Annotated in this window: 23 protein-coding genes; 1 reads left to right on the top strand and 22 read right to left on the bottom strand. The window is 51.7% G+C overall.

Going from position 1 to position 23280, the window contains the following annotated elements:
- Positions 1-363 (bottom strand): VOC family protein, encoded by a 363-nt coding sequence (locus tag AADB16_RS06270; RefSeq protein ID WP_410802070.1) that lies wholly within the window; start codon positions 361-363, stop codon positions 1-3.
- Positions 364-533: 170 nt separating this feature from the next.
- On the opposite strand from AADB16_RS06270, the gene AADB16_RS06265 reads away from it, so the two are divergent.
- Positions 534-2060, top strand: a complete 1527-nt coding sequence (locus tag AADB16_RS06265; RefSeq protein ID WP_410802068.1) for a helicase HerA-like domain-containing protein — start codon at positions 534-536, stop codon at positions 2058-2060.
- Here the strand turns inward: AADB16_RS06265 and AADB16_RS06260 are convergent, their stop codons facing one another.
- The 21 genes from AADB16_RS06260 to tkt form a co-directional block, all read right to left on the bottom strand.
- Positions 2061-2231: a hypothetical protein gene (locus tag AADB16_RS06260; protein WP_309043615.1), complete on the bottom strand. Its 171-nt coding sequence runs from the start codon at positions 2229-2231 to the stop codon at positions 2061-2063.
- A 37-nt stretch (positions 2232-2268) separates the two neighbouring features.
- Positions 2269-2487: a VF530 family protein gene (locus AADB16_RS06255; RefSeq protein WP_309043616.1), complete on the bottom strand. Its 219-nt coding sequence runs from the start codon at positions 2485-2487 to the stop codon at positions 2269-2271.
- Positions 2488-2681: 194 nt separating this feature from the next.
- Positions 2682-5057 (bottom strand): glycerophosphodiester phosphodiesterase family protein, encoded by a 2376-nt coding sequence (locus tag AADB16_RS06250; RefSeq protein ID WP_410802066.1) that lies wholly within the window; start codon positions 5055-5057, stop codon positions 2682-2684.
- An 89-nt stretch (positions 5058-5146) separates the two neighbouring features.
- Complete coding sequence (locus AADB16_RS06245) at positions 5147-6010, bottom strand: phytanoyl-CoA dioxygenase family protein (protein WP_410802064.1); 864 nt, start codon at positions 6008-6010, stop codon at positions 5147-5149.
- A 158-nt stretch (positions 6011-6168) separates the two neighbouring features.
- Positions 6169-7059 (bottom strand): transporter, encoded by an 891-nt coding sequence (locus AADB16_RS06240; RefSeq protein ID WP_410802063.1) that lies wholly within the window; start codon positions 7057-7059, stop codon positions 6169-6171.
- Between the two features lie 50 nt (positions 7060-7109).
- Entirely contained in the window at positions 7110-8546 is a 1437-nt protein-coding gene (locus AADB16_RS06235) for an APC family permease (RefSeq protein WP_410802061.1), read from the bottom strand.
- Positions 8547-8556: 10 nt separating this feature from the next.
- Complete coding sequence (locus AADB16_RS06230) at positions 8557-10176, bottom strand: class I adenylate-forming enzyme family protein (protein WP_410802059.1); 1620 nt, start codon at positions 10174-10176, stop codon at positions 8557-8559.
- Between the two features lie 51 nt (positions 10177-10227).
- On the bottom strand, positions 10228-10662 hold the full coding sequence (locus tag AADB16_RS06225) for a MaoC/PaaZ C-terminal domain-containing protein (RefSeq protein WP_410802057.1): 435 nt from the start codon (positions 10660-10662) through the stop codon (positions 10228-10230).
- Between the two features lie 15 nt (positions 10663-10677).
- Complete coding sequence (locus AADB16_RS06220) at positions 10678-11547, bottom strand: MaoC/PaaZ C-terminal domain-containing protein (protein ID WP_200205116.1); 870 nt, start codon at positions 11545-11547, stop codon at positions 10678-10680.
- Positions 11548-11868: 321 nt separating this feature from the next.
- Positions 11869-12489, bottom strand: a complete 621-nt coding sequence (locus AADB16_RS06215; protein WP_410802055.1) for a TetR/AcrR family transcriptional regulator — start codon at positions 12487-12489, stop codon at positions 11869-11871.
- Positions 12490-12621: 132 nt separating this feature from the next.
- A complete protein-coding gene (locus tag AADB16_RS06210) occupies positions 12622-13704 on the bottom strand; it encodes an endonuclease/exonuclease/phosphatase family protein (protein WP_410802053.1) in 1083 nt (360 codons plus the stop codon).
- Positions 13695-14354, bottom strand: a complete 660-nt coding sequence (locus AADB16_RS06205) for a 2'-5' RNA ligase family protein (RefSeq protein ID WP_410802051.1) — start codon at positions 14352-14354, stop codon at positions 13695-13697. The genes AADB16_RS06210 and AADB16_RS06205 overlap by 10 nt, the downstream gene beginning before the upstream one ends.
- Positions 14355-14363: 9 nt before the next feature.
- On the bottom strand, positions 14364-15404 hold the full coding sequence (locus tag AADB16_RS06200; protein ID WP_410802050.1) for a diguanylate cyclase domain-containing protein: 1041 nt from the start codon (positions 15402-15404) through the stop codon (positions 14364-14366).
- A gap of 148 nt (positions 15405-15552) precedes the next feature.
- Positions 15553-15924: a DUF805 domain-containing protein gene (locus tag AADB16_RS06195; protein WP_410802048.1), complete on the bottom strand. Its 372-nt coding sequence runs from the start codon at positions 15922-15924 to the stop codon at positions 15553-15555.
- 305 nt (positions 15925-16229) lie between these two features.
- A complete protein-coding gene (locus tag AADB16_RS06190; protein ID WP_410802046.1) occupies positions 16230-16715 on the bottom strand; it encodes an RDD family protein in 486 nt (161 codons plus the stop codon).
- 159 nt (positions 16716-16874) lie between these two features.
- A complete protein-coding gene (locus tag AADB16_RS06185) occupies positions 16875-17243 on the bottom strand; it encodes a hypothetical protein (protein WP_410802044.1) in 369 nt (122 codons plus the stop codon).
- A gap of 113 nt (positions 17244-17356) precedes the next feature.
- On the bottom strand, positions 17357-17515 hold the full coding sequence (locus AADB16_RS06180; protein WP_410802042.1) for a DUF3465 domain-containing protein: 159 nt from the start codon (positions 17513-17515) through the stop codon (positions 17357-17359).
- Between the two features lie 373 nt (positions 17516-17888).
- A complete protein-coding gene (gene fba / locus AADB16_RS06175) occupies positions 17889-18953 on the bottom strand; it encodes a class II fructose-bisphosphate aldolase (RefSeq protein WP_298448901.1) in 1065 nt (354 codons plus the stop codon).
- Between the two features lie 62 nt (positions 18954-19015).
- Entirely contained in the window at positions 19016-20176 is a 1161-nt protein-coding gene (locus tag AADB16_RS06170; protein WP_410802040.1) for a phosphoglycerate kinase, read from the bottom strand.
- A gap of 38 nt (positions 20177-20214) precedes the next feature.
- On the bottom strand, positions 20215-21243 hold the full coding sequence (locus tag AADB16_RS06165) for a type I glyceraldehyde-3-phosphate dehydrogenase (protein WP_410802039.1): 1029 nt from the start codon (positions 21241-21243) through the stop codon (positions 20215-20217).
- Positions 21243-23243, bottom strand: coding sequence for a transketolase (gene tkt / locus AADB16_RS06160; protein ID WP_410802037.1), 2001 nt, complete (start codon positions 23241-23243; stop codon positions 21243-21245). Before tkt ends, AADB16_RS06165 begins: the two co-directional genes overlap by 1 nt.
- Positions 23244-23280: the final 37 nt, after the last annotated feature.

Genomic DNA, 23280 nt, shown 5'->3' with positions numbered 1-23280 from the left:
TTACTCTTTGCTCCCTTCTGACCAAACAGCATATTCATTGCCACTCGGATCGCTGAAGTGAAAACGGCGACCCCCGGGGAAAGTGAATATATCCAGAACAACCTTCCCGCCAGCCTGCTTCACTTTATCGAGCGTGGCTTCCAGATCGCTACTATAAAGAACCACCAACACACTTCCGTTGCTGGTCGTCGCCACACGGTCTGATTTAAAAAACCCGCCATCCAGACCTGCGTTCTGAATTGCAACGTACTCAGGGCCGTAGTCAATAAACGACCACCCAAATGCATCACCAAAGAACCTCTTTGTGGCTTCAAGGTTTCGTGACCGCATTTCCACGTAGTTGATTTTACCAGTCTCTTTCACGGGGTTCTCCCTTATGCGTATCGCTGATGTTAATCGTGCTACCCCTGTCGCCCTCCGAGTTAAGGCTCATCAAACCCATATTAACCATTGATCAGTTTTTCAACCATACTGATAAATCTCGCACACTCCCGGGCAAACAGATTATGGGCTGCCCTTGTCCATGGCCGGCGATGAATTCAACTAATAACAAAAAAGAGGCAAAACCGGTGCAGGAAGATTCAGTATTCATTGGCAAAGGCACTAATGTTCAAAGTTTGTTGTTGCGTCGCGCAAACCGCCACGGCTTGATTGCCGGGGCAACGGGCACTGGCAAAACGGTTACCCTGCAAATACTGGCGGAAGGCTTTTCTGCCCAGGGTGTGCCAGTGTTTATGGCTGATGTGAAAGGCGATTTATCTGGCATTTCACAACCCGGCACTACCAAGCCATTTCTCTCCAAGCGCGCGGCGCAGATTGACCTTGAACCCTACAACTTCGAAGGCTTCCCCACCGTATTCTGGGACGTATTTGGCAAACAAGGGCACCCCATGCGCGCCACCATTTCCGATATGGGCCCGCTGTTGCTCTCCCGCCTTCTGGAACTGAACGACACCCAGGAAGGCGTGATCAACATAGCCTTCAAACTTGCAGATGACCACGGCATGGCCTTGCTGGATCTTAAAGACCTGCGCGCTTTGATGACCTTTGTGGCGGAGCAATCGAAGGAGCTCACGGCGTTATACGGCAACGTCAGCAAAGCGTCGGTAGGCGCGATACAACGCCGCTTGTTACAACTGGAGCAGCAAGGCGGAGATCAATTCTTTGGCGAGCCGGCACTGGAGCTGGCCGATTTGATGCGCTGCGATTCGAAAGGGCGCGGGCACATTAACTTGCTGGCCGCTGATCAATTGATCGAAAGACCTCAGCTATACGCCACCATTCTGCTCTGGCTATTGGCCGAGTTGTTTGAAGAGTTGCCCGAAGTTGGCGACCCTGAAAAACCCAAGCTCGTATTCTTTTTTGATGAAGCTCACCTGCTGTTTGAGGATGCTCCAAAAGCATTGCTGCAAAAAGTCGAACAGGTGGTGCGTTTAATTCGCTCCAAAGGCGTGGGCGTCTATTTTGTATCACAAAACCCTACCGATATCCCCGACAAAATACTTGGGCAGCTCGGGAACCGGGTGCAGCACGCACTAAGAGCCTTCACTACTCGCGATCAAAAGGCGGTTCGCGCTGCCGCCTCAACGTTCAGGCAAAACCCTGCCCTGGACACGGAAAAAGTCATAACAGAACTCGGTGTCGGCGAAGCCCTGGTCTCCACCCTCGATGCCAAAGGGTCGCCCTCCATCGTGGACCAAACGCTTATCCGCCCTCCCTCTTCACGTCTGGGGCCAGCAACGGCTGCAGAACGTAAACTCATTCTCAGCGCCAGTGAGTTTGGCCCTCGCTACGACGAGGTAATAGACCGGGAGTCTGCCCACGAAATACTGCAAAAGCGTGCGAACAAGGCCGCGAAAGAAGCGGAGCAGGCTGACCTTGATAATAACCGGGTTTACGAGGCACCTGGCAATAAAGGCAAAAAACCCGCTCAACCACGACGATCCAATCGCCAGGGCGTATTTGAAACCCTGATGAAAAGCATAGCGCGTACGATGGGGCGGGAGATGTCGCGGGGACTTCTGCGGGGCCTGCTAGGTTCGCTGTTTAAAGGGCGTTAGCTAGTCTTTTTTATCGATCGTTATCTCAATCGATTTACTGCTTCCCGCAAACCACTTCTGAACATACAAAGTACCCACAACAGGAGCGGTACCCTCTTCAGGTACTTCCTTGAAGCGCACACTGTTTTTTGTTTCTTTCTCGTACTCAAACGTGACTAATTTTTTCGACATGAAATATTCCTGATAGCGAATGGCATGGGCAGCTAACTCAAACAAACGTCGATATATAAAGGCCTTCAACCTTATCTCTGGCCCACTGGGTTTTGCGCAAAAACTTCAGTGATGACTTGATCGACGGGTCGCTTTTGAAGCAATTGATATTGACCTGTTGGGCCAGCCCATTCCAGCCATAGTGTTCCTGCAGCCGTGTTACGACTTGCTCAAGCGTGATGCCGTGCAGAGGGTTATTCGGTTGCTCATTGCTCATACTGTAATTTCACCATTGGTTAGCTGCCCTTTCTCTTGCCTCACAGGAATAGCGTAACGCCAATTGACCACAGAACTAAAGGAAAAGCGGCCGGTTGCCTGGTAATCCTTCCATAAACCAAACAAAAAAGGCACGGGGCGCAAGCCCCATGCCTTAAAGATAGTAAAAACGCTTGGTGCTACCCAAGACTCATTTTAGTTAATGGTTACTGCCACCCGTGCGCCAATCACGCGATAAGCCGCTCCGCTGCCCAGCGTGTACTCATACACGGGAAGAACGGTCGCCGTGCCAGGGGCAGTAAACATAAGCGAAGCACCATCGTTGGTGTAGTCCACTGTGCTGGCCAGCACAATGAAACGGCTAGCTTCAGCCACTTGGGTTTCACCCAGCTGCGTGGTCAGGGTCACATCCGCTGTCACACCAACATTTGCAGCCACACTGATTGCACTCTCCACCGGATCAACGCTCACGGGGTAATCACTAAACCACTGGGCGTAATCCGTCGTCATGCCATGGGTGCCGGCAAGGTAGTAGCTTTCTGCTTCGGTTTGATCCCGGAACGTCCAGGGCCAGAAGGTTGTGCCACGGTGCTTGGACGCCTCCATAACCGACGGCGACAGGTTTTTGTAGGAAGGGTTGAACGTAGACGAATACAGCTGCGTCGCTTTCAGGATCTGACGCAGGTTTTTCGTCATATTGCTGTCGGTCGCAAAGCCCGTCAGGAAACCACCGGAGACGCCGGGCATCACTTCTTGCAACTTCAGCAACTGATCGGAGTTGAATGAAATTACGATGACCTGATCCCAAACGTCATTGCGATCGATCGCCTGCTTCAGGTACTCCACTATCTCAAGCTTGCCGCTCTTTATCTCGATGAAGTGAACCACCTCTTTACCTTTCAAGGCAGTAAAGAACTCGTCCATTGTCGGCACATCGTGTGCGCCTTCAACCGTCAGCGCTTTCAGTTCATCCAGCGTTTTTTCCTCAACCGGCCCTGTGCCGTCAGTGGTCCGGTCCACGGTGCCGTCGTGTATCACCACAATGTGGTTGTCCTTGGTGAGGTAGATGTCGGATTCAACCGCATCCGCTCCCAATTCGGCAGCTTTCACGGCGCCTGCCACGGTGTTTTCTGCCACCAGTGAAGGCACACCTCGGTGACCGACTATCAACGGCTTTCTCAACAGAGTGTTTTCTGGCAACTTGGCCAGGAACTCTTGGGCCTGTTCGGGCGAATCCGTTACCAGGCCGTTCACACCGGCCAGAAGCGCGTCAGTGGTTTGCTCACTGGTTGGTGCTCCCAACTTGCCCCAAACAGATACCAGGCGGTTCTGAAGGTAGGTCACAGATGCTTTATCCAGCAAAAGCGCAGGCAGTATCGCAATCTTGGCTTTAGCCCGATTGGTTTCCTGCGTGATGCTCAAAAGATCTGCCGGAGCTGTTGTCAGGCCCGCACCAGTGAAATCCATCGCCGCGCGAATCATCGGCATTTTTACCCGTGCATCCCGCAAAAGCTCTGCACTGTTTGATACCAGGGTGATGTCGAACAGCTGATGCTTCTCAACCACGGGAACCAGCGCATCCACTGCGGTCTGAGAGGTCACATAAAACATCGGCAATGCGTTGAACTGCTCACCTTCAAGAAGGCTATCCAAATAGCCCAAACTGCCGCCGTCGTCGGTTGTCAGCATCAACTGGTCATCGAGCTTCAGGAAAATCGGGAGGGACGGCTCTAGCGCCAGTTCAGCAAGGGTCGGCACAGCGGTAGCAATGCTCGGAGCCATGGAAGCGCCAGTATCCAGCTCTGCTACTTCAGCCATAGGCGACAATGGCGGCAGTGCTGTTAATTGCTCGGTCACGGTAACTTCATCAACCCGGAGAAGACTACCGGCCGCCTGGAAAGCCACGCCCCCTTGGGCAAACTGGCTGTCCAACTCAGAATCCTGCATCAACTGCCCATTCAGGAAGTGCTGAACCCGATCGCCATGGGCCACAATTGTGACGGTGTACATCTGGTCCGACGCAATGTTTTCTGAATACCGTTGCTTGTCTACGATCGCCCACTCGCCCTGGTTGCGTAGCGCGTGCTCTGTACCGTTTTCAGCTGTGGCTTTCTGGCGAATCGCCATTTGATAGTAAGGCTCAACACCCATGCCTACGCGATACTGAAAACCAACCCAGCGAGTGTTGGTGTTTGCTTCCTGAATCGTAAACACAACATCAATGCGGTAGTTGCTTTTATCCTGAAGCGACTCGGGCAATTTCAGGCTGACGGGGGTGTAGTTATTTCCCCGGCCGTCTACAAACAGGCTGCCATTGTTGGTGTAAAACATATCCTCCGTGCCGCTCATGGCTACCCAACCTTCGGGCAGCTTGCCGTCGGCCACGGCTTCAAAGTTTTCCTCCAACAACACTTTAGGATTGGGTTCCGGCTCTGGATCTGGTTCCGGATCAGGCGTCGGGTCTGGTTTGATTATTGGTGAATCAACACTGCCGCTGTTTGAATCGCTGTTACACCCGGCGAGGCCGGCGATGGCCGCCAGCATCATCACGTAAAGGAACTGCTTGCTCATGCTTCACTCTCCGTTGCTGCTCAAATCGAGAGGGCAGCATACGGAAGGAAAATGACGGGGCTGTTGCAGGAATAAGACAAAGCGCTGTGTTAGCTGCCTTTTGCCTTACCACTCAAAGTACGCTTGGGGTGCATACCATTCACCATGCCCATAAAAGGCGGATGAATCGAATAGCCAACCATACTCAGTAGCTGTTCAGGAATGGCGGCCAAGGTTTCCTGGCTTAATTCCAGAAAGAAGTTTTCCTGCGGGCGAAGCCAAGGCTCGCAGTACTGGCATGTAACTGCCAGCCGGGATGTTGCTGAGTGATTGCTACCCCCACCGTGCCAAGTTGTACCGAGAAAGAAAACAACCGATCCCGCAGGCATAACGGCTGGAATGGTTTTGCTGCGATCGGTGACTATCTCCTGGCCAAGCAGATGGCTTTCCGGGATGAGTACCGTTGCACCATTATCTTCTGTGAACTCATCAATCGCCCATACCGTAGCGGCTCCAAGGGGCTTGCGTGGGCGTGGTATAGGGTAGAAGCCATCATCATAATGCAACGGCTGGGCGTCTTCCCCAGGCAAGATATTTATGATTTGGGCTTGGCTAAGCAGATAGTTTGGCTGAAAAAGCCGATTCAGAAGGCCGGTAATTCTCGGGTGAACGGCAAGGGAATCAATAACCCGGGTTTGCTCCAGAACATTGTAAACCCGCTGTGTTTTCACGCCCTCAAAATTATTGCGGCCGGGCTTATTCAGCAGCGGCGAGGCTTCTGCACGGATTGATTCCAGCTCTGAATCGCTGAGCAACCCTTCGATAATCACATAGCCGTTTTTCTGAAGGGTTTCGAAATCCTGAGCAACCAGCGCTTTGGTTGCTTCCGCCTCAGTGGGCACATAGGCCTTGTGTTTGCGTGCAAGGTCGCCTTGCAACTCAACTACGGAATCAATGTTTTTGGGTTGATTCACTTTCGAGTGCTCCTGATAACGAGCGTCGGAAGCCTCCAGGGCTTCGGAAGATGGTTTATGAAACAGGATAACGCCAACTGACTAATGTACCAAAGAAAAAGCGGCTGCTTGCCAAGCAAACAGCCGCTCAATATTGAATTTCTTTCCAGGGGCAGGACTTAGAACATACGCGCCCATCGCAACTCAACACCATTTACAGCAAAGCCATTACGTGCCTTGGTGTTGTGCAAATACGATAACTTCAGCTGGTCTCGCTGGCCAATAATGGCTGCATATGTAACCGTTAGATCCTGGTTATTATCACGACCGCCGGCTTTAACACCATCAAGATACTCCTGGCCACCTTGCCTCCAGGCATAGCGCATGCCTAAAAAGTGACTATTTGTCCAACTTGTTGCGGGCAGATCTTGCGAAAACAAAACTGCGTATCGATCAGAGCGATCTTTCTTTAATGTTTGTCCAAAATAGCGATCGTTAGGACTGTTCTTTTTAAACTCATACCACAGTTCAACGTATGTGCCACTTCCAAACCGTTTGGTGAAGTTAATATCCGTTAGTACTTTGTAGGCATTTTCGCCAGGCGAGGTGTCCGGCTTGTTCTCGTTGTAGCTTCCCCAAGGAAAACTGATATATGGCTCGATAACAAACCACATTCCATCTTCGTTGTTGTCAACAAGCCATACCGCATTTGAAAACACTGGATCACTAAAGCCTGTCGTTGTTTCTGGGCTGTCAAAATTAGAGCTTAGTTTGGTTCTAATCAACGAACCCGACACTTTGCCCATCATTGTCAAACCAAACAACTCATAAAAATGCCCCACTACGAGTGTATCCGCCAGAAGATCAGCTTCTAAACCCAGCCCAGTGACACGTTCGCCATCGCTATAAAAGCGATCTGCCTTACCTGCCCGCAGAAAGTTCACCATAAAGGTGGTCCCTGCTGGCATAGACGTATAGTCACGTGTTTGCGCATCACCAAAATCTGCCAAAGCATTATTTGCAAATACGAGTGATGTTATGAACAGCAGTGAACCAACAATGTTTTTCATTTTATATAGACTCATAAATTTCTCGATATTTATATTTATAATGGTTAATTTTATGAATTCTGCGCTTTTGCTTTAGCAAAAGCCTCATAACTATCACCCAACATATCTTCCAGGTTGGCCTGCTGAGACTTATCTTTTCCGGTAAATAAATACACCAGGACACCAAACACTAGCCAGCTACATAAAATCATGTATTCGACATTGCTTTTAAGTGTCATGCCCGTACCAGGCAATAAATTTGCAGCGATAATCAGCAGCGCCGCAACGCCACCAATAGCGGGGAGCCACGTTAATCTGACCCGATAAGGACGATGCAAACTGGGCAGGGTTTTACGCAGGCGATAGAACGTAAGCACCGTCAACAGCCACATCATGGCCACATAAACGCCACCAACATTCAACAACCACACCAGGCTTTTCGGACCTAACCAACCCAACGCAATACCAATCACCGTGGTAAACAACAGCGCATTACGAGGAATGCGCTGTTCATTATCAATGCGCGCTAAAAACTTAGGCAGCAAGCCTGCTCTTGCGAGCGAAAAAAGAAGGCGGGATACGGAGGAAAACACAGCAAGAAAGGTTGTTAATAGCCCTAGCACGCCGATGGCAAAAGCCAGGTACGCCACAATCGGAAAACCTGCGTGTCGGAACGCATCAATGGTACCGCTAGAAAACGAGGCCGTTGTTTCCCAGGGAATCACCCACGCTGTGGCCATAAACATTAAGGTGTAAAAAGCACCCGCAATAACTACGGAAAGGATGACGATCCTGCCCACCTGGCGTGCAGACACGCTCGCCTCTTCTGCGAGAATCGCCACGATGCTGAACCCTGTCAGGAACCCCAAAGCAGGCAACACGAAGGAGAAAACCGAGCTCCAGCTGGTTCTTCCTGTTAGCTCCTCGTTAAACGCTGGGAGAAAGTTACTAATATCACCATGGTCAAAGCCCACAAAAACCACAGCAAGCCCGAGCACAACAATGGTGATAAACATCATTACCTGGATAGAAAAGGCGACCGTTGTGCCGTACCAATTCATCCATAGGGTAAGAAACAACATACCCAGTCCGATCATGAGTACCGGCAGGTGCACGGCCTCGCCACCAATACTGTAAAGAGGGATGGTATTGAGTGCCGGAATGACTTGCCCCAACAGGAAGCCCGTTGCGGTCACGTAAAATGCAACGATCCCGCAAAACACCCCCACTGCGAGCCACCCCATGAGAAAACCAACAGGGCGGTTAAACGCAAGGTAAGCATAAACAAACTCTCCACCAGCCCTAGGAAAGCTGGAGGTCAGTTCACTAATTGCTAAAGCCACACAACACGCCAGGAAGGTTGCCAGTAGCATGCCAATGATCACACCACCCGCACTAAACTCAGCAAATAACTGGCTTGATAAATACACAAAACTTGAGCCAATAAGTCCCGCCGCACCCACCGCAACAAGCGCGGTTCCGCTTAACGTTTTTTTTAGTTCAGCCATCATGACACCTCTATTTATTTTGCTTACGAGCGATCTCGCGCAATTTTTGTTTGTCGATTTTGTCATTGCTTAAACGTGGCAAAGTCATCACCGAGAAGGTTTTAGGTATTTTGTAATTGGCAAGGCTGTTCCGGGCGTGCTGCTGTAGTTGCTCAACATCGATGTCTGTTACCGCTTCCAGAAACGCAGCACCGACTTCGCCCCATTTTGGATCGGGCCTGGAAACCACTACCGCAATTTCAATTCCCGGATAGCTTTCCAAGACCTGCTCTATTTCACGCGGATAGACGTTATAGCCGCCGGATTTGTACATTTCGCTAACGCGGCTAAACAGAACCAGGTTGCCGTCATCGCGCAATTCACCTATGTCGCCAGTGCGCAACCAACCATCCGCAGTAAACGCTTCCGCAGTGGCATCGGGTAAATTCAAATACCCCGCCATTACGCTGGGGTGCTTAACGCACACTTCACCAGGCCCCTGATCACCTGCCCAACTGCCGTCTTCCGCTAAAAAACGCAGTTGCAGTTGTGGATCCGGTCTACCAACGGTATTGGTGAGTACTTCCTCACTGGCATCGATCGGGGTGTAACTCACAGAGGAGCCGACTTCCGTCAGGCCATAGGTGGTCATCACACGACACCCTTTGGCACGGTATTTATCGATCACTGCAAGGGAAAGTGGACCGCCGCCCCAGCCCACCAGCGCTAAACTGGCTAATGAATAGGTATTAAAGTTTGGGCTGGCCGCCAGCATTTGCAGCTGGGTGGGAATCTGGAACAGCGCCGATACTTTTTTGTTCTCAATCAGCGCCAGGTTTTCTTCCACGTTAAAGTTTTCAGAAAAAACCAAAGAGCCTTTGCTATAGAGCGTTACGGTGCACAAGTCACCTACACAACCAATATGGTTGATGGGCAAGTTAACCAGCACGCGAGGCTGCTTGACACCCCATTTCAGTGATTGCACATGCGCTAAGCGCGACAGCCCGGAATGGCGTATCCTGGCGCCTTTTGGCTTACCCGTTGTGCCGGACGTGTACACAATCATCGCCGTATCTGAAGGTGCTACGCTGTCACGCGCTTGCTGCAGAACCGCTGCATCACAACGACCCGCCTCTTCAATGAACGCCGTCCAGGGTATGATGCCTTCCACATTGCTTACCGCATCATCACACTGGTTTAAGGCAACAACAGGAGGCTTTTTCTCAGCACCAAGGCCTTCATAAACCGCTTCGAGGCGCTGCAATAATTCCGGAGCACTGTCACCCACAAGCGTGAACACAAGAGCGGGTTCAGCATCGCCAATAACGTGACTTAGCTCATGCACGGTATATCTTGGGTTAAGCCCCAACCACACCGCGCCAATTGAGCTGGCTGCCAAGTAGGTAACAAGAAACTCCGGGCGCGGGGTACACAGTGTGGCAACACGCTGGCCGGGCTGAATGCCAAGTGCCAACAATGCCTTGGCGGTGGCTTCAACCTGCTGCCAAAGCTCCGCGTAAGACAGGGCCTGTTCGTTAAACAGGCACACCGTCATCTCGGGGTCCGTCTGTGCATAGTGCTCGATGTTTTTAAAGACAGGCGGCAGAGCACTTGTGTCGATATCTGCCCACCAGTTTTTTGACTGGGTCATCATCTTTCTCTTGTGTTAACTGGATACGTGAATAAACGATCGTGAGCAGCGCTAATCCGCCTTCAGATGCAGCAAGAGCAGATCAGCCACCATGCAGGGCTTTTCTTTGCCACGAACGTGCATGGTGTTGCGCGTGGTAATCAGGCGCCCTTCTCCATGCGGCTTTTCATCCAGAAATTCTGATGTCACGCGCACTTCATCACCGATCATCACAGGGGTAATAAAGCGCACTTTGTTGAGGCCGTAGTTGAAGCCATATTCTTTGTCTGACTGCCGCTCCACGTACTTGAAATGGAAGTAAAGCAACATGCTTAACATCCAAAAGCCGTCTACCAGGTCGCCGCCCAACGGGTTGTTGCGGCTCACAGCCATATCCACATGCTTCTCATTGAGATAAGTGGATGTGGCGAACTGGCGAACTGGCTCTTCTTCAACCAGCAACCATTCGCTGGTGAAATACGGTGCTGGGGTTTGAGTGTCTGTCACGGCTAACCTCTCGAATTAGTGTTCGGCCAGTGCAAAGTAACCGCTGCTAATAGCCGGCTTGTTTGCGTCAGTCAGGAGCTCAAAGCGGAAATGCGAAGGCTGGTTTTTAGCGGCATAGACATTTAGCGTGACCTCAGATGGGCAAAGCACCATCGCGGCCAGCCTGCCAACAAAACGCTGCACCTGCTGCGGATGCCCCTTCGCTTCATGATTCACCAGCGAGCTCACCACCAAAGCGAACGTGCCGGTGCCGTGCAAGATAAGACCCGGCAAATCAATAGATTCAGCCACGGCTATATCGGTATGAATGGGGTTGTAATCGCGGGCACACTCAGAAAACACATGAGCAGCTATTGGGCTAAGAACAATTTTTTCGCTTCGATCAGGTTGCTCGCTAAAGGTATGTTTCTCCAGATATTCCACAGGCGCAGGGCCTTCAGCCTTGCTAGCCAACGGCACGCCTCGGTAGATGATTTGCGTTAACGAAGAAGCAACTAATTCCTGATTACCATCCCTTGTGTTAACCCGTATGCCGAGACAGGCACCTGCGGGATGCTCGAACACAGACTCCACACTCGCCACACAGCTGATCTTGTCGCCGCTACGAAGAGGCCGAATAATTTCCGTATCGTTATAGCTGTGCACACCACGATCACGCTCTTCCGGCAGCAGCATCTCCAAACATTCATGCAGCCCAACAATCGCCTCCCACTCCAGGTGCGACAAATACGCAGGGTGCGCGGGCAGCAATTTGCCACCTCGGTTGTCTAAATAAACCGGGTTTTCATCACCAACAGATGCGGCGTAATTCATTAGCCAGCGGTCTTCCAGCGTCTCAGAAACACCAGGGCCTGCCAGGCCAATCATCGATATATCCAACGGCATGTATCTCTTCCTCTTGTTATTGAAGCCACCCGATGACCAAGGAACTCCCAAACCCAAGTAATTACTTATTTTCAAGGCTAGCAAACCCAGAAGGCCATGGCAATGACTATTACACTTCAATTAGTTAGTCGGTTTACACAGGATTTACAGAAGGAAATAACTGACTGAAAACATAAGCTTTTACTGTTTTTTTGGCGTGCCGGACAGAAACAGATAGGCTATAAAAACATCGAAAGGACGCCACAGAACACGATCAGGAATAAGGGCTAGTGATGGCAGGATAGAGGCGAGCAGTTTCTGCTCATACTGAACCGCAGTCGGCTACTTCAGGTAGCACTTGAGATAATTCAGCAGCAGCAGTTTCAATTCTTGTATGAGGGATTCGTTATAGGGCGACAACGCAAACGCATCATCTATTACCGTTGTTGTTGTAAGTGTTACAGTTCGAGCTATGGCCGAAAGCAGGGTCGTAGGTAGTGCGTCACTATGGGCCTGCAGCCCAGGGAGAAGCGCATCAATGGCACGAGCATTCGTTTCTTCATCCAGATAGCGGAGCTCAGGGGCGCTCATAATGGCTGCGCGCAAATAGAGGCTATCCGGATTATCACACCGAAACTGCACCAGTGAATCAATGGCGTCTTGCAACCATATTTGCCAATTTCCAGTGTGTTCAAAACGCTCGGTGTTATCAATCAGATAGTTCAGCCGCGCTTCTTCGAACTCTTTAGCCACCTGGATGATGATTGCGGCTTTGTTGGGGAAGTAGGTGTAAAGCGTAGCCACATTAATCCCTGCACGAGTGGCTACTTTGTTCGTGGTCAATCCGGCGTAACCTTCTTCGCTTAGCACCTCTAGTGCCGCATCAAGAATTTTTCGCACTGAACGCTGTGCACGAGACTGCACAGGCTGGCGATACATTTTTGACCCCTTGGCCTCACTCATGCGAGCTGGATCCTCATTACGCTGTATTTGATGCAGCGGATTTTAGCCCATCTCGCCAAGAACTGCAGGTGTATGGGGCAACGCTCGGGCTCCCAATTATATAAACGCCATTAGCGGCATTCAGATCATTATCTATTCACCAGGCGCGGGTACATCCTTCGAATCCACATCCTGTTCGTCAGCAATAGAGTTAGCCCAGGACTTGTCATCGGCGTCGGCCTTCACCCCCTCCTGATCCTCACCCCGCACAGGACTGAACGACAACTCCGTGAACAGCGCAAAATGATCCGAGCCGAAATAAGGCATGCGTTTAATCGAAATCAGGGTGAAGTGGTGGCTATGGAACAGGTGATCCAGTGGCCAGCGCAGGAAAGGGTATTTAGCGTGAAACGTGTTAAACATGCCGCGCCCCACCCGCGGGTCCAGCAACCCACTGAGCTTACGGAACAACCGAGTCGTTTCTGACCAGGCCACATCATTCAGATCCCCTGTCACGATCACAGGCTGGTCGCTGTCTACGATCTTTCGGGCAACAATCACCAGCTCAGCATCCCGTTCGGCGGACTCAGGATTCTCAGTGGGGCTTGGTGGCGTGGGATGAAGAAAATGCACACGTACCTGGTCGCCCGTTCGCAGCTTGAGCAAGGCGTGCATTGATGGAACACCCTCTTCAACGAGGTAGGATATTTCTGTTTCATCCAGCTGCAAGCGAGAGTACACATGCATGCCGTACAGGTTATCCAGAGGGCATTTCATGCTGTAGGGCATGCCCTGTTGCAGCGTATCGAGGTGACCCTGCCACCAGGCATCAGACTCCAGCGTTACCAGTACATCCGGTTTGTATTGGTTGACCAAGCGCAACAGCACATCAGCTTGCCTGTTAGGCGTTAGTACATTCGCCGTCAGAATGCTTAGTTTACGATCTGGGCTGGGGGACCTTGCTGTTTTAACTTCTGCTCGCCAGAAAGCGGTATAGGGCAAGACCCACCACAGCTGCCAGGCCAGGCAAAGCGTTGTGACACCCACAAGAATCCAAGTCTGAGCTTTTGCATGATCAAGGAGGAGGACTTGTATCATGATTAGTAGCGCCGCAACGGCGGCCAGTTGCAGGCGAGGGAAATCCAATCCCCTTATCAACCAATGTGGATGACGCCATATTGGCAGTAACGTAGCCATTACCAGCAAGCCGGAAGCGATTAAAACGACTAAATCCATGATCCCCCCAATCTGATACGGTGTAAAACCCGATAAGGCCCTTGCACTTCACTCGTTCTATATTGAGCGAATACGATCTCATTAACCATGAACTCTATATCTGGAGATTGTATTTCTGATAAGTCCTTTGAGATACGAAAGGTATCGTAGGCTTTGTTATAAAAGCCAAGGGTGACATGTGGCGTGTAGATTTTTGGGTCACCGGCATGCTGAACACTGCTCAAGCATCTACGTATATCGTTTAAATTATCATCTGGATCAATAACCTGCAGATAAGGACAGGTGGAAAAACTGTTGCAGCGGGCTAACCACAAGGGGAAAGCCTGCAGATTGCACGCCTCCAACCGCTTAACATTTTTCATTATCGAGGGCCCAAGGCGATCGCCATCCTCCAGCAACCCCTCCAGAGCCAGAGTTATATGAGGCTGTCGTAAGTAGCCAGAATGCAATTTATCGGAAAGATATTCTTGATGAGCGCTTATTTTCTTCAGGCAATCGACGTCTGATACCTCAATCGCCCAGAAACCAAAATGTTCAATGCCCCCATGCCACTCGGGAAAGTCTCGCAGCTCGGTTTCGTGGGTCGTTTTATGGTTTAGGAAATCGGAAAACATAAACAAAACACCACCAATGCGCAGGAACAACACCATGCCGGAGGGCTAGTTATTGCTTACGTAGTAATTACATTTATCCGCATACATATTTTTATCAGCCTGGCTCAACAACGCTTGTACCGATGTTCCGTCTTCAGGGTATAGCGCTGCACCCTGGCTCACATGGCAATGCAGCGTATGGTGCTGAATCTGAAAGAGCTCAGCCATAGCCTCTTCAATGCGGGCCATGATTTGCCTCACCCCTTGGCTATCCTTTATTTGAGGCAGCAAGACTACAAACTCATCGCCGCCTATACGGGCAAAGGTATCCGTGTCTCTCAGTTGCTGCTTGATGCGTTGAGTCACCTGCTGCAGCAAAGCGTCTCCCACCTCGTGCCCGTAGGTATCATTTACTTGCTTAAAGGCATTAAGGTCGATGAATAACACGGCAAACGGATCTTTACTACGCTGCGCCAAACCAATGGTGTGCTGTAAGCGATCCCTCAGCACTGAGCGATTTACAAGGCCAGTGAGGCTGTCGTGGTGCGCCAGGTACAGAATCTTTTCTTCAGCCGCCTTACGGTCGGAAATATCGGAGAGCATATTCAGCGTTGCTGGCTGCCCACCCCAAACAATAGCCGCGCCACTTATTTCAATAGGGTAGCTGGTGCCATCCTTGCGTAAAAAGAGGCTTTCGTAACGATGCGGTGCTCCCTCCCCTGCAATACGGCGTTGATAATTTGCCATCATTTCATCCCGTGCAGAGGGATGAATGAGGGGCATGAACGACGGCAACGCCTTGAGCTCAGCTTCACCATACCCACTCATTTCACACATGCGCGGGTTCAGGTATACCAGCCGTGTATCTTGCACCACGGCAATTCCTTCGTGGGCAGTTTCAACAAGATAGCGAAACGAATCCGCGCCCTCGCGCAGCTCCTGCACTAACAAACTTTGAGCAGCCATAGCACGGCGGTAACGCAGAAGGCACCAAGCGCCAGCCAACAGCAATATCAACAGAATCAGGGACACACTCCAGAAAAAAATGGGGCTAACCGAGTACCCTGCTTCGATTAAAGCGGTTGGCGCTTTGGCGCTAACTTCCATACGCAAGCTCTGTCGTGGCCGAAATTCAGTGGTTTCTAAATAGAATACTGCTCTTCGCGCTTATCACAAGTGACGAAAGTAAAATGAGGCACTTTAGTCAGAAAGACGGGGCTCAGCGGGGGCCGAGCCCACCCGCTGAGTAATCTGGTTAGGCCGTCGCCTCCTTAGGATTCGGACCGTACTGGTTTTGCCCGGGCTTGCTATCCAGAACCATAAACACCAGCAGCACGATTGCACCGATAAGCGGGACAAATACCATTAGAAACCACCAGCCACTCCGGCCAGTGTCATGAAGCCTGCGCACGGTTACCGCCAGACTGGGGAGCAAAACAGCCAGTGTGTATAACCCGCCAAGCAAGCCCAACCCGGCTTCTGGGCTAAACGTCCCAGTAACACCATCAATTGCTCCAAGAGCAAGACTGATGATGATATTGAACAAAACGAACCACCAATATTCCGCTCTTCTCGCTCTGCCGTTGAATATGGCGTATTTTTTCAAAACTTCCAGATACCAGTTCATTCAAATTCCCTTTTTATGCCCCAGTTTTCATTGGCCAGGCGACAGAGGGGCGTGCTGTCGGCTGGTGGTAGGTGCACATTCGATATTACGTTATCAATATCAGGGCAAAGTCCGATTGTTGCCATATGCCTTTTACCAAATGGAAACACAGCTAATAATTTTTGAAAGCACTGGAAAAGCACATTTAGAGCTAAAGCATACCTTGCTACATAAAGTGAGCTATATTTTATTAACTTCCTAAAGATAGCGTACAAAACAGAGGTGTCGCATGCGCAATCCAGCGCCTGATTGTTATGAGCTAGCTCTTAGCTTTCTGTAAACTCAACACTTTGAACGCCTCTATTCTTTGGGCGGATCACGACGGTACCTGCCATTTTGTCGTGCCAACCCTGCTTCTTGCTATCCCACGCCACCCAGAACAAACCCAAAAATAAAGGAATGGTAGAAACAAAATATCCAATATAGCGAATAACCGACTGTTGAACCGTAGGCCTATTTCCAGTACGTGCGTCAACAACAATAGCTTTTACCGCCATTTTCCCTGGCGTGGCTGACTTATACATCCAAAACAACACTGTCGCGATAAAAGGCAGCACATAGGAAATCAGAAAATCAGCGCCACCCAATATAAAATCCTCAGAATAGAAATATGAGTCCCCATAGATCATGTATAAAATGGGAACCGTAACACACAAAATAATAACCCCGTCAATCAACGATGCTCCAGCCCTGATCCAAAAGCCCGCATATTCGTAAGCCGCTCCAAACTTCTCTATTGCTTTACTGCTCATTTCAACTCCTTTACGAGTTTATGGTTGATGATTTTTTCGTTTTACATGACGTGTAGAAAATAAGAAACAAAGCAATTACATTTCATGTTCGATAAACAGCAGAAAATCTCATAAAACACAATCTCATATTTCACGCAACTTCGCTGCCACACACCTAATCTATTGCCAGTTTCCGGGATTTAGGCAGTTTTCATTATTTGTGAATTTTTCTTGAATCACAGTGCTATATGCAACACCGGCACACTGGCCGACCTTATCACCCCAAAACGCTCCATCTTTAGGCAGGACAAGTTTAGAAGGCATTTTAGCATCGAGATTATTAAGACAAGTGCGTGTTGTAGATGAAGCCACTTCTTCACACTCGACTGCTGAAACTTTATAACACTGTCTGAAAAACTCGGCCGATTGACACATTGCTGCTGGCAACACTATTTTCATAGCTGAAACCCACTGCTCTTTCGTTACCTCCTGAGCCTGAACCAAGCCAGAGATAACGACAGCCATTAATACCGTTACTATTTTTTTCAAAATCAACATCCTAAATTGCCAGGGTTATAATTACTTACTCTTGGCCATTTAATAAATACGGCCAGTCTTTTTCCGAATTAACTGGCGAGCCTATGCAGCTATTTACTATAGGTCTATTTGTATACAACCACATTATGCTTAAGCCAACCAACTTCGTGCCGACCTGCAGGGTCATGATGCATCCAATGAACCACACCACCTTTAGAGTTCCACTCATACTCTCCATAAAACTCGATAGATATAGATAACCAAAGCTTTTTACACTCTGTCATCGCGTGACCTCGCCATTATTGCAATACCGATGTTCGTTGGCCGCCTTACCATTTCGCATAGCCGGTCTAAGTTTTCTTTCAAACAGCCGTAAACCAGCCACAGGCATAGCTGTGGCCAATAGGCATAAATGAGGCGAAGTACCCGGAATTGAAATCGAGAATCTGGAGTCGTACTGAAGAGGTCATCGGCCGTTATCCTTAACTAGCAAGCGCGTCCATTGCGAATAGCTAGCTACATTAGACTATATCGCGACAATTTACCTTCGGCTTTTGCAAAATTTAGTTAATTCTATGATGGGGGAGTTAACGAGAAGGAAATCAGGAAGGTAAAACACAGCCCCAGGCAAGACGTCCAGGGCTGTTTCAAAGCAGCTTACTTAACTTTCGGGTCCAGCTCACCAGACTCATAGCGCTGATACATCAGCTCCAGGTTGATGGGCTTGATCTTGCTGGCTTGACCAGCACAGCCGAAGGCTTCGTAACGGGCTACGCAGATGTCTGTCATGGCTACCATGGTGGCCTGCAGGAATTTGCGTGGGTCGAATTCGGCCGGGTTCTGGGCCATGAAGCGGCGCACTGCGCCGGTGCTTGCGAGGCGTAGGTCGGTGTCGATGTTTACTTTACGCACACCGTGCTTGATGCCTTCTACAATTTCCTCAACCGGTACACCGTAGGTTTCGGGAATCTCGCCACCGAATTCGTTGATTACTTTCAGCCACTCCTGGGGTACGGAGCTGGAGCCGTGCATTACCAGGTGGGTGTCTGGAATGCGGGCGTGGATGGCTTTGATCTGGTTGATGGCCAGAATGTCACCCGTGGGTGGGCGGGTGAACTTGTAAGCGCCGTGGCTGGTGCCGATGGCGATGGCCAGTGCGTCTACGTGGGTTTTCTTCACGAAGTCCGCGGCTTCTTCCGGATCGGTCAACATCTGGCTCATGTCCAGAGTGCCTTCCGCGCCAATGCCGTCTTCTTCACCGGCCTGGCCGGTTTCCAGAGAGCCCAGGCAACCCAGCTCGCCTTCTACAGATACGCCACAGGCGTGGGCCATTTCAACGGTACGGCGGGTTACGTCTACGTTGTAGTCGTAGTCCATAGGCGTTTTGCCGTCTTCGCCCAGTGAGCCGTCCATCATTACGGAGCTGAAGCCCAATTGGATGGAGCGCTGGCAAATGGCCGGGCTGGTGCCGTGATCCTGGTGCATTACCACCGGGATGTGTGGCCATTCTTCAATGGCCGCAAGAATCAGGTGGCGCAGGAAGGGGGCTCCGGCGTATTTGCGGGCGCCTGCAGAGGCCTGAACAATAACCGGGGAATCGGTTTTGTCGGCGGCTTCCATGATGGCGCGCATCTGTTCCAGGTTGTTTACGTTAAAGGCTGGCACACCGTAACCGTGCTCGGCGGCGTGATCCAGCATTTGCCGCAGCGAAATCAGGGCCATTTGGTTGTCTCCTTGGTTTTAGCTTTTAAAGTTTCAGTTTCAAAATTGTTTGGAACGAATGCTTACGCGCCGCGCTCTTCCAGTACGGCTACGGCTGGCAGCACTTTGCCTTCCACAAACTCCAGGAAGGCGCCACCGCCAGTGGAAATGTATGAGATCTTGTCAGCTATGCCGTATTTGTCAACGGCCGCCACTGTGTCTCCACCACCGGCCAGTGAGAAGGCGTCGCTTTCGGCGATGGCTTCGGCCAGGGTTTTGGTGCCGTTGCCAAACTGCTCAAACTCGAACACGCCTACCGGGCCATTCCACAGAATGGTTTTGGCGCTCTTGAGCAATTCGGCGAATTGGCCAGCGGTTTGAGGGCCTGCGTCGAGAATCATGTCGTCTTCAGTAACGTCTTCAATGTTCCGAACAGTGGCGGTGGCGTTTTCTGAAAACTCACTGGCCACCACTACGTCGACCGGCAGGGGGATGTTAACGCGGGAAGCGATGTCTTTGGCAGTGTCCAAGAGTTCATGTTCGCACAGGGACTTGCCTACCGGGTGGCCGGCTGCGGCCAGGAAGGTGTTGGCGATGCCGCCACCGACAATAATCTGGTCACACACTTTTTCCAGCGCGTTGAGTACGTCGAGCTTGGTGGATACTTTCGCGCCACCAACAATGGCGACGACAGGTTTGGCCGGGTTATCCAGGGCTTTGCCCAGGGCTTCCAGCTCTGCCGCCAGCAATGGTCCTGCGCAAGCTTCTGGTGCAAACTTTGCAACGCCGTGGGTGGAAGCCTGGGCGCGGTGGGCTGTGCCGAAGGCGTCCATCACGTAGATGTCGCACAGGGCTGCGTATTGCTTGGCCAGGGTTTCATCGTCTTTCTTCTCGCCGTTGTTGAAGCGAACGTTTTCAAACAGAACCACTTCACCGTCGGCCACTTCAACACCACCGAGGTAATCTTTAATCAGGCGCACTTCCTGGCCCAGAGCGTTGGTGAGGTTTTCTGCAACGGGCTTGAGGGAGGAGGCTTCGTCGTACACGCCTTCTTCCGGGCGGCCCAGGTGAGACATCAACATCACTTTGGCGCCAGCGTCTCTGGCGGCCTTGATGGTTGGCAGGGAGGCGCGGATGCGGGCATCGCTGGATATCACGCCGTTCTTTACCGGCACGTTGAGGTCTTCGCGGATCAGAACCCGCTTGCCAGCGAGGTTCAGGTCGGTCATTTTTTTAATGGCCATGATCTGGGTTCCGTTAGTTCAATTAATTGGCAAAGAGTTTAAAGCCGGGATAGCCAGCTTTGGCTTACATCCAGCATGCGGCTGGCAAATCCCCATTCGTTATCAAACCAGCATAACACTTTCACCATGGTGCCCCGGGTTACGCGGGTTTGGCCGCCATCTACTACGCCGGAGTGGGAATCATGGTTGAAGTCGGAGCTGGCCAGCAGTTCGTCGGTGTATCCGAGTATGCCTTTTAGCGGGCCATCGGCGGCATCCTTCAATACACGGTTTACCGAGGGTACGTCGGTGGCTTCTCGCACGTTGAACACCATGTCGATGGCAGACACGTTCATGGTGGGCACGCGCAAGGCCACTGAGCTGAAGCGGCCTTCCATGTGCGGAAGCAAGCGTTCTACGCCCCGCGCCAGCCCGGTATCTACCGGCACTATGTTGTGCAGTGCGCTACGGGTAAGCCGCAAATCCTGCTGGTGATAGGCATCAATCACCGGCTGGTCGTTCATGGCAGCGTGAATGGTGGTGGTACTGCCCTGCTCCACGCCAAAGGCTTTATCCAATACGGTTATCACCGGAACAAGGCAGTTGGTGGTGCAGGAGCCTGCTGCCACTATGCGATCGTCTGCGGTGATTTCCGTTTCGTTAATGCCAAACACCACGGTGCGATCGACGTCTGATTCTGCCGGTTGGGAGAACAGCAGTCGCTTCGCACCCGCCTGAAGGTGTAATTCAGCCGTGGCCCGGTCGGTGTATGAACCAGAGCACTCCAGTACCAGATCGATATCCAGTTCTTTCCACGGCAGTTCCGCCGGATCTGCATGGCGCAGTATGCGGATAGGATCACCGTTGATGATCAAATCCTGCCCCTGCACGGCAATGCTTCCGGTGAACCGGCCATGGGTGGAATCGTAGCGGGTCAGGTGTGCAATGGTGTCGATATCAGAAAGCTCGTTAATCGCGACCACCTGAAGGTGATCGCGAAAACCGTTTTCGTACAGAGCACGCAACACGCACTGGCCAATACGGCCATACCCGTTGATGGCAATACGAAAGGGCACGGAGTCTGTCATCAGGCGTCCAGCAGCTCTGCAGACACTTCCAGGATGTTCTCTACGGTAAAGCCGAACTCCTTGAACAGTTCGCCGGCAGGTGCCGATTCACCGAAGGTGGTCATGCCCACAATGCGACCGTCCAGGCCAACGTACTTGTACCAGTAATCCGCAATCGCCGCTTCGATAGCAATGCGGTTAGTGACTTCCAGTGGCAGTACCTGCTGCTTGTACTCGGCGCTCTGGGCGTCGAACACATCGGTAGAGGGCATGGAAACAACGCGCACCTTTTTGCCCTGCTCGCGCAGTTTGGCGGCGGCATCCTGTGCCAGGCCCACTTCAGAGCCAGTAGCGATGAAGATGAGATCCGGAGTGCCTTCGCTGTCAGACAGCACGTAAGCGCCCTTGGCTACGTCGGCCAACTGCTGTGCATCACGGGTTTGGGCTGGCAGGTTCTGACGAGAGAAGATCAAAGCGCTCGGGCCGTCGTTACGCTCAAGAGCGGCTTTCCAGGCGACGGCAGATTCTACTGCGTCGGCCGGGCGCCAGGTGCTCATGTTCGGCGTGGTGCGCAGGCTGGCCAGCTGTTCGATCGGCTGGTGTGTGGGGCCATCTTCGCCAAGACCAATGGAATCGTGGGTGAATACATAGATGGAGCGCTGCTTCATCAGTGCCGCCATGCGCACGGCGTTGCGGCAGTATTCCATGAAGATCAGGAAAGTTGCGCCGTAGGGCACAAAGCCGCCGTGCAGGGCAACACCGTTCATGATGGCTGCCATGCCGAATTCACGAACGCCGTAATAAACGTAGTTGCCGCTGGCGTCTTCTTTAGTCAGACCTTTGGTGCCACCCCAGATAGTGAGGTTGGAGCCGGCCAGGTCGGCAGAGCCGCCCAGCAGTTCCGGCAGCATTGGGCCGTAGGCGTTCAGGGTGTTCAGGGACGCCTTACGGCTGGCGATGGTTTCGCTCTTGTCCTGACATTCCTGAATGTACGCCTGGGCTTTTTCAGAGAAGTCGGCAGGCAGCTCACCCGCCATACGGCGCTTCAGCTCGGCCGCCAGTTCTGGCTCGGCTTTTTCATAGGCTACGAAGGCTTCATTCCAGTCGCTTTCAGCCTTGGCGCCTTTTTCTTTGGCATCCCAAGCAGCGTAGATGTCAGCTGGAACTTCAAACGGCCCGTGAGTCCAACCCAGTGCTTCGCGGGTCAGTGCAATTTCGTCGTCGCCCAGAGGCGCGCCGTGGGAAGATTCGCTGCCCTGCTTGTTGGGGGAACCAAAACCGATCACGGTTTTGCAGCAGATCAGTGTTGGCTGATCGGTGTTAGCGCGCGCCTTTTCAACCGCTGCGCGTACAGCTTCGCCATCGTGGCCATCTACATTCGGGATTACCTGCCAGCCATAGGACTCGAAACGCTGCGGCGTGTTATCGGTAAACCAGCCTTCGATCTTTCCGTCGATGGAGATGCCGTTGTCGTCGTAGAACATGATCAATTTGCCAAGGCCCAAAGTGCCGGCAAGTGAGGACACCTCGTGGGAGATGCCTTCCATGAGGCAACCGTCGCCCAGGAAAGCGTAGGTGTAGTGATCTACTACGTTATGGCCAGGGCGGTTGAACTGCGCCGCCAGCGTTTTTTCTGCCAGTGCAAAACCTACGGCATTGGCAATGCCCTGCCCCAGCGGGCCAGTGGTGGTTTCTACGCCCGGGGTGTAACCGTATTCCGGGTGGCCCGGCGTTTTGGAGTGCAGCTGCCGGAAGTTTTTGATGTCTTCAATGGAGACGTCGTAACCGCTCAGGTGCAGGAGTGAATACTGCAGCATGGAGCCGTGACCATTGGAGAGTACGAAGCGGTCGCGGTTGGCCCACTCAGGATTGGCCGGGTTGTGGCTCAGATAATCGTTCCACAGCACCTCGGCGATATCCGCCATACCCATGGGCGCACCCGGATGGCCAGATTTAGCTTTCTGAACCGCATCCATGCTCAGCGCGCGAACGGCGTTGGCGAGATCTTTACGAGAGGGCATTTACGTTTCTCCAATGTTTTTCAAGGAAGTAAGTAAC

The sequence above is a fragment of the Marinobacter sp. KMM 10035 genome (genome assembly GCF_046537445.1).
Taxonomy (GTDB): Bacteria; Pseudomonadota; Gammaproteobacteria; order Pseudomonadales; family Oleiphilaceae; genus Marinobacter; species Marinobacter sediminicola.
This window is presented reverse-complemented; position numbering and strand designations above follow the sequence as displayed.